General features: G+C 39.5%; 9 protein-coding genes. All 9 read right to left on the bottom strand.

Annotated features, from left to right (window positions below; translation table 11 throughout):
* Nucleotides 1-200: 200 nt before the first annotated feature.
* The 9 genes from cas2 to pheT all read right to left on the bottom strand — a co-directional run bounded on the left by cas2 (nucleotide 201) and on the right by pheT (nucleotide 11,361).
* Nucleotides 201-464, bottom strand: coding sequence for a CRISPR-associated endonuclease Cas2 (gene cas2 / locus BUF11_RS13875; protein ID WP_073589657.1), 264 nt, complete (start codon nucleotides 462-464; stop codon nucleotides 201-203).
* 9 nt (nucleotides 465-473) lie between these two features.
* A complete protein-coding gene (gene cas1b / locus BUF11_RS13870) occupies nucleotides 474-1,466 on the bottom strand; it encodes a type I-B CRISPR-associated endonuclease Cas1b (RefSeq protein ID WP_073589465.1) in 993 nt (330 codons plus the stop codon).
* 23 nt (nucleotides 1,467-1,489) lie between these two features.
* Nucleotides 1,490-1,990: a CRISPR-associated protein Cas4 gene (gene cas4 / locus BUF11_RS13865; protein WP_073589464.1), complete on the bottom strand. Its 501-nt coding sequence runs from the start codon at nucleotides 1,988-1,990 to the stop codon at nucleotides 1,490-1,492.
* Nucleotides 1,991-2,033: 43 nt separating this feature from the next.
* Complete coding sequence (locus BUF11_RS13860) at nucleotides 2,034-4,424, bottom strand: CRISPR-associated helicase/endonuclease Cas3 (RefSeq protein ID WP_073589463.1); 2,391 nt, start codon at nucleotides 4,422-4,424, stop codon at nucleotides 2,034-2,036.
* A 106-nt stretch (nucleotides 4,425-4,530) separates the two neighbouring features.
* Complete coding sequence (cas5b, locus tag BUF11_RS13855) at nucleotides 4,531-5,265, bottom strand: type I-B CRISPR-associated protein Cas5b (RefSeq protein WP_073589462.1); 735 nt, start codon at nucleotides 5,263-5,265, stop codon at nucleotides 4,531-4,533.
* A gap of 11 nt (nucleotides 5,266-5,276) precedes the next feature.
* On the bottom strand, nucleotides 5,277-6,236 hold the full coding sequence (gene cas7b, locus BUF11_RS13850; RefSeq protein WP_073589461.1) for a type I-B CRISPR-associated protein Cas7/Csh2: 960 nt from the start codon (nucleotides 6,234-6,236) through the stop codon (nucleotides 5,277-5,279).
* On the bottom strand, nucleotides 6,236-7,975 hold the full coding sequence (locus BUF11_RS13845; protein WP_073589460.1) for a TIGR02556 family CRISPR-associated protein: 1,740 nt from the start codon (nucleotides 7,973-7,975) through the stop codon (nucleotides 6,236-6,238). The genes cas7b and BUF11_RS13845 overlap by 1 nt, the downstream gene beginning before the upstream one ends.
* Nucleotides 7,972-8,718 carry a CRISPR-associated endoribonuclease Cas6 gene (gene cas6, locus BUF11_RS13840; RefSeq protein WP_073589459.1) on the bottom strand — a complete coding sequence of 249 codons (747 nt, stop codon included), beginning with the start codon at nucleotides 8,716-8,718 and terminating at the stop codon, nucleotides 7,972-7,974. The genes BUF11_RS13845 and cas6 overlap by 4 nt, the downstream gene beginning before the upstream one ends.
* A gap of 204 nt (nucleotides 8,719-8,922) precedes the next feature.
* On the bottom strand, nucleotides 8,923-11,361 hold the full coding sequence (pheT, locus tag BUF11_RS13835) for a phenylalanine--tRNA ligase subunit beta (RefSeq protein ID WP_073589458.1): 2,439 nt from the start codon (nucleotides 11,359-11,361) through the stop codon (nucleotides 8,923-8,925).
* Nucleotides 11,362-11,424: the final 63 nt, after the last annotated feature.

The raw sequence follows: 11,424 nt of genomic DNA, 5'->3' as shown, positions 1-11,424 counted from the left end.
ATATTTGTTTCAAATCCTTATAGGTAATCTATAAACCCCATAGCAGCCGCATAATTGCTGCATTTGCTCTTAACTACCTCCTTGACAATATTATATCATTAATTTCTATAAAACAAAATATCTACTTAAAACTCAAGCTTTTTGCGATGTTAAACTTGTCGTCGGTCTCCCGGGGTTTTTACAGCATAGGAGGTCGACGACTACAAAAACATATCATGGCCACCTTTTTTTATCCCATATATCTCACGTGAATAATATCTTTCTGTGCGGAAGGTATAGAATATAAATGAATCCTCTTCCTCTTTTGATATCTTTTTTAATTCTTCCTTTAATCTTTTTAAATTTGCATCGGTTATCTCGCCCTCTAATACAGAGTTTTGTACCCAATGAAGATATTTCCTGGCTGTCTTTAATACCCTGGCAACCCTTTTTTCTCCCACATCATAAACCAATATTGTAAACACGGGCATCACCTACCATCTACTCACAAAGGGAGTATAATTTTGCTCTCCTATCAGATGCTTCTCCAATTTATAAAGTTCCATTCTGATTAAGCGGCGGTATGAAACATTCCGTCCCAGTTCTCTGTGCATAAAGGTAGACTGAAGTTTTTCTTCATACTGTGAAATAAACAACTTTCTTCCTTCTTCATTTAAAAGGATGGAGTCAATTTTCTTATCAAAATGCTTTGACTGAATCATACGCTTTGATACCAGCGTAAATATTACTCTGTCAACCAGCAGTGGTTTAAAGATTTCCGATACATCCAAGTTCAAAGTAAAGCCTCTGTTATTTGTAGAATGAAGGTATCCAATTCTTGGATCAAGATGGGTGTTATAAATTTCACTCAAAGTTGTTGTATACATAAGTGAATTTCCAAAGCTTATCATGGAATTTAATTTATTCTGCGGAGGCCTTCTGGTTCTGGTCTCAAAAGCAAAATTTTTATCTTCTAATATCGCATCAAAAGCACTGTAATAAACTTCCCGGACATTTCCTTCAATCGCCATCATTTGTTCTATAGCCATATCCCCATTTAACTTACTTTCTAACTCAAGGATCTTATCTATCTGTTCTTGAACAGACTTTCCTCTGTTTAGATAATATTTCAATACTTCCAGAATGTTTTTGCCGCTTCCTGCTATAAAAGTTAAAGCTAACTCTTTTCTCTTCTGCATATCCAGGTAATGTTCCGCCTGTTTTAATATCATATAACCCGAATTGTAGTGTTCACGCGGATAATAACTCCCCACATAATATTCATAATAATTAAAATAATGCAGTACAATCTGATGCGATGTACAAAATTCCAGAAACTTCTTGCTGGTTCCTACTTCTCCCATTATACAGATTTCACCGATATCTTCAACAGGAAGGAACTTTTTCCCTCCTTCACTTTCAAAATAGATGGTATTATCTTTACGGTGCAATTCACCTTCATTAAATATGTAAATTGTTTTTTTCAAGTATAGACCTCCTTATCTTTTTCTTATGACCAGCAAAATTCACTATAAGCACAGTTCTTACAATATTTTATCCGATTTGCCATCATAGGAAGAGGCATAACTGCAATTCTCTTAATATCTTCAATTACTTGCTTTAGCTGCTTTCTGGTATCCTCTGTCAAAATTACTGTTTCTTTTTTCTTTTCTTCCGGGAATAATAACTCACCTTCTGCATAAATACCTGACTCCTCCAACTCCATTAGATAAAAAAGAAGCTGCATTTTAGCACTCTCCAGATATTTTGAAGATTTCTTAATTTCTCCTACAATCAGCTTGCCATTTTCCTTCGATATCACATCAAATTTAGAACCGGCAAATTCAACTTCTTTACTATCCCTTTTATAACTTGTCTCATGTATGGCATTTCCCATCTGCATATTTTCATCCTGCTGATCTGCTTCCATGCCATGAGCAAGAAGCCATACCTCCCGTTTGCATATACAGTAATACCAGATAAATGTACCCGTAACTTTAAAATCTTCCATACTTCACCTCACTTCTGTGCCGCCTAAGTATAACCCGCCTGTTTTAATAGTAATACACGGAAGACTCCACACCGTACCCCGTCGTTTCATCATAGTATTTATCCAGTTCTGAATAGGAAACATAATAGTAGAGCTCATTCTCTCCCTTTTGTGGCTTGTTATATTTCGCTCTTGTAAATGCTCTTACGTCAACAACATATTCCGCCATTTCCCTTTGAATTGCTTTTAACTTACGCTTATGCTCCCACGGCTCTTCTTTTTCCTTTAATATCTGTATATATTCCTGCCATAAGTCAGCTGCATCCCCATCTAATTCAATAAATACCGGATACTTTTCTGACTCCGGCTCAATTAATTCGAAATAATTCAGGGGTAAAATTCCCTGATTGAGCTGGGCGGATTCTTTTTCTCCATAGAACCTTTTATTGCTTGCTCCCTCCAGAAGATATTTTGAAATATCTTGTGATTTTACCGTATCATCCGATATTTTTTCAAAATACGCTTCTATAACAGCCATAAAATCCGGTTCCTCCAAGACTTTATAGTTACTTAGTATCCTCTCTGTTACATCAACATCTGTTTTTGCTTCTCGATAAACCATATTGGCATAGTAACCATTTCCGCCTTTTAATTTGATCAGGTGAATCTCTCCTTTTAATTCACCCCCTTCTCTGTTTCCCCTTCCGGCGCTCTGAAACAGGGAAGGCAGAGGAGCAAGATCGCGGTATACCACCTGAAAGTCTATATCTACTCCGGCTTCTACTAATTGAGTGCTCACCACTATTCTATATTTTTTCTTTTTAATTTCATCAATACGGACAAGACGCTCTTTGGGAGGAATAAGCGTACTCAAATAAGTAATTGGCACCTCGTTGTACTTATTCTTTAACAGCGTGTACATTAACTTTGCACTCTCTATGGTATTCAGTATGAATAGATAGCTCCTATCTTCCTCTACCACAATTTCCTCCACGAACTCTTCTATAGTTCTTGGTTTATCCAGTTCATTATAAATAACTGTCCGAAATAATTGCCTGTAATATTTCTTATAGTCACACAGAGACTTTGCAATTTCCTGCGGAAAGATTCTTGGCTGAGTAGCTGTCATAGCTATTACTTTACTGTCCAAAGCCGTTGTAAATTCAGAAAGCATCTTTCCGGCAAAGTTATAATACTTTACCGGCAAAGCCTGTATTTCATCAATTATTACAATAGAATGACACATCTTATTAAACTTTCTTTGAATGGAATTTTTATGACCAAACAGTGTGCTAAAGAACTGCTGAAAGGTGGTTATAATCACCTCACTGTTCCAGCCTTCTAAAAGAATCTCTGCATTTGCATTGTTTAATAAAGTATTTTCGTCCGTCTTCCAGGTAATCTCTGTTAAATGGTGATGCTTGCATAGCACCCTGCTGGTTACTTTCTGCCCGCTTTTTTCCAGAACATCTTCTATCACCCTGGCATTCTGGTCAATGATACTCATAAAGGGAAGTACATAGATGATCCGGTATGGTATCCCTTTTTCCTGAAAAAGTTTCTCTCTTAACTTAAAAGCAAAGTTAAATGAATTCAATGTCTTGCCCATGCCGGTAGGCAGTGTCAAAGTGAAGATATCTTTATCAAGGTCTATATTACTTTCCACTTCCTTAAAGGCCTGACTTCTTAAAACATTTAAAGCTGTTTCTGTAGTATCTTTCTTATCAATATACCCGTTTACATCAGCATAAAGCTCCGCCCTTTCAGCCAGCTTTCGAGTTCCAATCGTAACCTGGCTTTTATCGGAATCCAATAGTATTGAATACAATAGCTGCAAGCGGTAATACTCCTTGAAGCTGCCCTGATTGGAAGTCTTCATCTTTCTATATTGGGATTTCTGCTGAAAAATTTTGTATCTCCTGTCTTTTAAAAACCTTGAAACAGTCCGGAGGAATTCTTCTGCATCTCCATTAAAAATCTTTCTTAATACCTCCTCTTCCAGCCCCACCCGGACACCCATATCCATCATTGCCTGATAATCAAAAGCTGCATATTGCTGTTGTAATAATCCGTTATTTGTTTCATTGGAAAGGTAATTATCAATATCACTGTAGCTTTCCATATCTCCGTGATGTTTTAATATTGCATACGCCATGGACACAATTATTTCTTCCCTTTCTTTAACTGTCCCTTTCTGGATATGGTAATACAGGAAGAGCATAGCCGATATAGCTGCATGACTTTTAAGTTTTTCTTCCACCGGTTCTTTCCGGATATATTTCTGAAAATAAAGAGTTCCTTTTCCCATATCATGGAATAAAAGATAGCTGTCAATAATATCAGCATCTATTTCTTTTAAAACCTGTGGGTTAATGCTTTTATAAAAGTTTCCCCACTCCTTCACCTCTTTCAGATGATCTTCGAGCTTTTTATCGGGATGTGATAACAGCCCCATTTAAACCACTCCTCCCATGTATAAAGACATATTGGAAAGCTCCTCTCCTGCCACTGTTCTATCTTCCGCGGAAGAATTGAAACAGATGCAAAAGAAGAGCCTCTTATCAATCATCATTCAAAAAAGCAAAGGTATACTCTTTCATAGAATAAGCTTTTTTGCATTTTACCTTAATCTTCTTACCATTGGTAGCAAACAGAGCATCCACGTATTCCGCCGGAATACGGTTATCAGAAAACCTCTTGACATAACGTTCCCTGCAATATTGTATTTCTCCGTTTATTCCTATTGAATTTTCTCCTGTCAATTCTTCAATAGAAACAGCTGTATCCAGCTCGATATAATCCTTCTGATTAAGCTGATATGCCTCTTCATAGGCAATCAGCTCCACTTCTGCCAGCAAGCCGGCAAGCCCCATAGAAATACTGTAAGCAAACCGATGCTCTTTCAGCCTGTCCGCCAGTTTTTCTAACAGGATTTCATCCGTCATGGAAACAAATATCAAGTATTCCTGTCCTACCACATATTCATACCTGGTAGGCGTCCTTACACCATTGGTATTTCTGCCTGTCGGTACCCAGAAGTTTCCCTTTGTATTTACAAGATTTGTGCTCATAGAGGTCTTCCGCAAGGGAGTAAGAAGCCCTATTCCCACCTTTAGCCCCGCTTCCTCTAATTTGCTGTAATAAAGGTTATCTTCTTTGGGAAATCCCAAAACAGCTCCAATCAAGCCATACAGGGCTGTCGGCGGCATTAAAGAATATGTAGTCGGCGAACTGGTCGTATAATAGGGTTTGAAATGCCCGTAATCTCCTTTTAGTTTAAAGCATATACACTTCATAGGCACTCCTCTTAGGCCATAACTTCAACTGTTACACCTGCTTTTTCCAATTCTTCTTTGATATTAATATCTGCACTTACCTCTGAGTCAATCCTGATAACAACCTTGTCAATGTGTTCTTTGTTGGAAACCAGGCAATCTTTTAGCTTTTCTAATTGGAGTTTTCCATCACTTATTGCTCTGACTGCTTCTCCGCTCATATTATGAGAAAATTCGATTTTCTTATCCAGACTTCCGATATAGAAATCTTTTGTTTTATAAGAAACCTGAATCAGTACTCTCGGTACCTGACCGGCTTTCGTTCTTGTAATCAGATTCTTTGTACCATCCCACATAGCATTCAGCATAAGGGATACATCTTCCTCTGTCAGCCCTGTTATCTCTGCGGCCCTGTCATTTACAAGCCCATAGAAATTAATCAGACTATAAGGAAGCAGGTACTCCTGGCGGAAGGTCTTCTGATTCTTCTCATCTGCACCGGCAAAGGCGCCTGTACCCTTTATGAATTCCAGCTTCACCGGATGCAGGGAGGTTCCCATCTTAAACTGAACCGGACCGGTAAATTGAAGACTGGCGTTCTTTAGATCACTTGGCAATACACAGCCAAACATACGGATATCTGCACAACTCTTTACATTCTTTTTGAACTCTTCCAGTTCTTCCCCCGTAAGCTTCTCCTTTTCATTCTTCTTACTTGCTTTTGCCCTGGCGGATTCAGGAAGAAAATCGATTCCTCTATGCTTTGCATCTGCAAGGAAACCACCTTCCGTTATGGTATCTCTTACCAGCACCTCATGCCCCCTTGCAATCAGTTCATCCCTGATTGTCCTTTTTAAACGGACATCTGTTACAATATTAAACCCGGTTTCTTCATCAATTCTTGGTTTATTGGCATCATTGGGGTCGCCATTAGGATTTCCCCAGGTTATGTCATATAAGAACAGAATCTCACTTCTTTTTGCTGTTGACATTATTGCTCCTCCTTTAATTGATCATATATTTTTTTACTTAGCGTCATACCGCCTGCCACATAAAAGTTTAATTCATCCGTTGACAATCCCCATTTATCCGCCGGGGTAATAAAAATAAGTTCCATTACTGCTTCCGCTATCATTTTTGAAGCATTGGAAAAATTTTTGTATTCCTGCATTAATTTAAGAGCCTCTTTTAATACCCCTTTTACATCTGCTTCTCTCATCTTAAGACCTTTAAGCCGGTTAAAGAACGGAGTTGAACCCTCCAGGTTCATTGCCTGTATGTTCATTACCTTCTGTACAAGAACTCCCGTCAAAACAAGTGCTTTCTTAATATCCGTATCCAGTCCGATGTTATATGGTTCCAGCACTGCTTCCAATCTAGCATCCATTTTCCCTTCTCCCTCCTTATAATCCATACATCCTATTGCCTGTAAATACTGTATTCCAATCCAGGCACGCAGGGTTGTATGGAAAAAATATTCATCATTTAAAAAGGCTCTTCTGATATTATTCATATAAAAAGGCATCAGCCCTTGCAGCCTGACCTTTTCCTGCTTAAAGATTGCCCGGGTAAGCTCCAGAAAGTTATTATCCAAATCATAGACCTTGCTGCTTGGTTCGGATTTTGACAAATAATTTCTGAAATACCGGAAGGTGAACTTCTCACCGGTAAGTTCTTCATAAATGGCTTCGAGCTTATGCTTCGCCGCATATAAAACAGAAAATCTGGAAGGGAAGACATCCTTTATATCAAGCAAAATCCTCTCGGCAGAATTGTCCTTGCGAAAGAACAGAATGCGATAAGAATTAATATCTTCCTGCTCCGACAGTCCTTCAAAAATATCTCCGCTTAGGGTTTGAAACTCATTCTCTTTGGCTTCCTTAAAGGAAAAACTCTTCTCCGTAATATCCCGCAATCTGTAAAGCAAATAATCCAGTCTCATTTCCCCGCAGGTAGAAGAAGGTATCAGATAATAATCCAAACCGACAAATTTGAAATGGAGATTATTCAAGACATATTTCTTTCCTTCTCTTAGTACAGGTTCGCAGGAAGTACATACCGGACAGTTCCTCCATATATCCTCTTCCTGAAAGCCTCCGCTGATAAATCCCGGCTTGTCCAAGGTATAGAATTTAAATACATCCAGCTTTGGCACAAGGCTCACGTCTTTTTTACCGCACAGGCAGCAGGTCCCCGTGTAGTTATCTTCTCCCACTACTTTTTTTCTGATTTTCTTTTCATAATAGCGGTAGAACATGGGTACCTTATAAGGCACTGCTTCATCAAGCCTGACAGATATCATATAGCTTACGCCCTTTGCCTTTGGTGCTTTTTCATTGATTTTACAGATAACATCTTCTTGGTTTTGAATCAGCAGATCATAAATCAATGACAGATTCCTTTGTTCCTCTTCAACTTCCGAATCCTTCGCCGCCTCCTGAAACCATGGAACTATTTTCTTTGTAAAGGTTTTCCCTATTTCCGTCACCTGGGCACTGGGACCGTAATTAGTTCCATTGGAAGAAGCCTTTCGCAAAAGACTAAGTGTTGGCGTATTCTCGGAATATTCCAGTAGCTCAATGCCGTCAAAACTCATATCATTTTCAAGCTGTTTAATATTAACCCAAATTACATGGGTTATGTTCCTTGGCATATCCGGCTTTAACAGCGGTTCCATCTCTTCCTCATAGCCGCTGACAGCTTTCCCGACCCTGTAAACATCATATATCATCTGTTCACCCCCTGTTCATTAAGTATCTCTATACACCCAAAACCTTGTGAATTCTTGGCGCCCAGTCCTGCATTATAGGCAACCCTTTTTAGTTCTTCACTTCCCTCCAGCTTCATACTGTAATCATAAGCTATAATATGAAAATTCTTATAATTCACCTTTGCCTGCTTCACTCTTCCCATGGGCACAATCTTAAATTCCGAATCTTTTGGAACTTTTCCATAATAAGCGGTATATTTATGTATCAGGTTCTGTCTGACAGATTCGTTATATTCCTCTTCGAAAGGGCTGTAATATCTTGTTTTTTTATTCTCTAAGGTTGTATAAACGGTGCAGGGAGAAAGGGTATGAACGAAAGTTGTATCTGAAAAAATTGGTGTTTCTTTTAATTCAATGCGGTTGATAATAGCTTTTGAGTCTCCGATGTGTAATTCACGGTGTTGCAATAATACACTGTTTAGAAGATATCCCATGAATTCATCGGACATAGAAGATACTGTAAGACTGATGTCTTTTAAGAAAATAATTTTGCCGTTTTCCTTATCCAATTGATAAAGACCGTTCATTCGTGAAAATGTAAAGAGCTTGTACTTTTTATCTGCAATCTGATAACCCTTGTCATGAATAAAAGTGCTGTATTCCTTATCTTTTATCCAGGAAAATATCATAGCTTGCACATAATGATTGTATTGTATAGGAATTGCCAACGGATGACTCTCGTCAAAGAAGATTTCCACTCTCATCCTATTTCCCCTTTATTTTATTGATTTTATCAAAATATTCCCAAAAATGTCATTTGTTTATAATTATAGTCATTTGTTTCTGGAAATCAATACCCAAATTAGAAAAATTGGGTTAATAAAAAGAATGCCTGCTTAACAGGTGCTACTAAGCAAGACCTGTTAAGCAAGCATATAAAAAGCCAAAAACTTTTTCTTCCGTTAATCCTACTGCCTCAATTCAATTCCCATATTACCCAAATTCTTAAGAATCTTATTCATTGCCTCGGTAATATCCTTTTCCTCCAGTGTTCTGTCCTTTGCACGGAAAGTCAGGGAATATGCCATGGACTTATGACCTTCTTTTACCTGAGTTCCTTCATAAATATCGAAAAGCTCACAGGCTTCTAATATATTTCCGCCGTTCTTTCTGATGACTGACTCTACTTCTCCTGCCATAATTTCTTTCTTTACCAGCATACTTAAATCTCTGGTTACAGCAGGGTACTTTGCAATGCCCTGATATTTGATATCAAAGGAAGCACGGGCTACGATTTCCGGCATATCAAGGATTCCTATATATGTCTTTTCCCCGATTTCGTAGTTTTCTAAGACATCCGGGTGAACCTCACCAAGATAGCCGATAACGGTTTTGTCATAGATTATTTCCGCCTGTCTTCCCGGATGCAGATAAGACTTCCCATTGCCGGGGTTATAGTTTACTCTTTCTTTTAAGCCTACCTTTGTAAGGATTTCTTCCAGCACTCCTTTTAGTTCGAAGAAATCTCCTTCTCCGTAAAAGCCTAACACAAGCTGTACCCTCTCGTCAGGAAGCTCTGTTAATGGAAGGGCTTTTGGCTGGTAAGTGTTGCAAAGCTCATAAAGGCGCACATTCTTATTCCTGCGGTTATAGTTCGTGGAAAGGGAAAGAAGCATACCATTTAAAGGCAGGGTTCTCATAAGTGAATAGTCTTCACCGAGAGGATTGGCAATGGCAATTGCCTGGCGCTTTACGTCCTCTTTCGGAAGCAGCAGCTTATCAAATACCCTGGGACTTTCGAAGGAATAGCTCATAGCCTCTGAAAATCCGCACTGCTCTGCTACGATTCTTGCCACATTTTCAATGCGAAGTTTAAAAGGCAGCTTTCCGGTGGTTGCTTCGCCGGTAGGAAGTGTTGTGGGGATGTTATCATAGCCAAAGAATCTGGCAACCTCTTCATCTAAGTCCGCCTGCAGATTTACATCCTGTCTCCAGCTTGGAACAATCACTTCATTTGCGGCTTCATCATAGCCTAAGTCAATCTTCTTAAAATAGGATATCATAGTTTCCTTGGAAAGGTCCGTTCCAAGCACCTTATTGGTTCTGTTATAATCAAAAGGAACTCTGGTTTCTTTCCTTGGTACGGGATAAACATCGGCTGCCCCTCCTACCACTTCACCGGCTCCAAGCTCTTCTATCAGCTGGCAGGCCCTGTCTATGGCTTCCATGGCAGTATTAGGGTCTAAGCCCTTCTCAAACTTGGCTGCTGCATCGGTACGAAGCCCAAGCTTCTTGCCGGATAAACGGATATTGGTGCCGTTAAAGCAGGCTGCTTCAAATAAAAGAGTTGTGGCTTCATCGGTAATCTTAGAGTCCTCACCACCCATGATACCGGCAATTCCAACGGGCTTCTCACCGTCACAAATCATGAGGATGGAGGAGTCTATCTTTCTTACCTGTCCGTCCAGGGTAGTAAATTCCTCCCCGTCCTTTCCTCTGCGGACAATAATCTGCTTCCCTGCAATCTGTCCCAAATCATAGGCATGCATGGGCTGTGCGTATTCTTCCATGACATAATTGGTAATGTCTACAATATTATTGATGGGACGGATACCGCAGGCTGCAAGCCTTCTTTGCATCCACTCCGGCGAGGGGGCAATCTTAATATTCTTTACAACTCTTGCTACATACCGGGAGCAGAGGTCGCTGTCTTCAATTGCTACCTTGATATAATCAGAGGTCTTTTCACTGTTACCGGTCTCCTTAATGGCAGGAGGTACGAATTCCTTATTAAAGGTTGCCGCGGCTTCCCGTGCAATTCCTAAAACGCCAAAGCAGTCCACGCGGTTGGAGGTGATTTCGTATTCAAATACCACATCCTTAAGGCCAAGTGCTTCTATGGCACAGGAACCAATCCTGATATCCTTATAGGCTTCGTTGTTGCTGAAAATATAGATTCCGTTATCGGGAGCATCGGGATACATTTCCTTGCTGGAACCCAGTTCTTCAATAGAGCACATCATACCGCAGGATTCTATTCCCCTAAGCTTTCCTTTCTTAATCTTGATACCGCCGGGAGTTTTGTTTCCGTCATGCCCTCCGGCCACTCTTCCGCCGTCTAATACGACAGGAACAATATCCCCTTCGGATACATTGGGAGCGCCGGTTACAATCTGTACGGTTTCTCCTTCTTCCGTAATCTGCACCTGACATACAATCAGTTTATCTGCATCAGGATGTCTTTCTATTTTTAATATTTTACCTGCTACGATTTTCTCCAGATCTTTATCCAGTTCTTCATAGCCCTCTACTTTGGTACCGGTTAAGGTCATTCTATCGGTATATTCCTGTGGTGTAACCGTAAGTCCGGGAACATATGCTTTAATCCATGACAATGGCGTATTCACTTTATTTTCCTCCTATCATTTTACTTTATCTATCAACTGCCAGCTAATGTATTCTTCCATACC

Origin of the sequence: Anaerocolumna xylanovorans DSM 12503 (assembly GCF_900143645.1) — a bacterium.
Taxonomy (GTDB): Bacteria; Bacillota; Clostridia; order Lachnospirales; family Lachnospiraceae; genus Anaerocolumna; species Anaerocolumna xylanovorans.
This window is presented reverse-complemented; position numbering and strand designations above follow the sequence as displayed.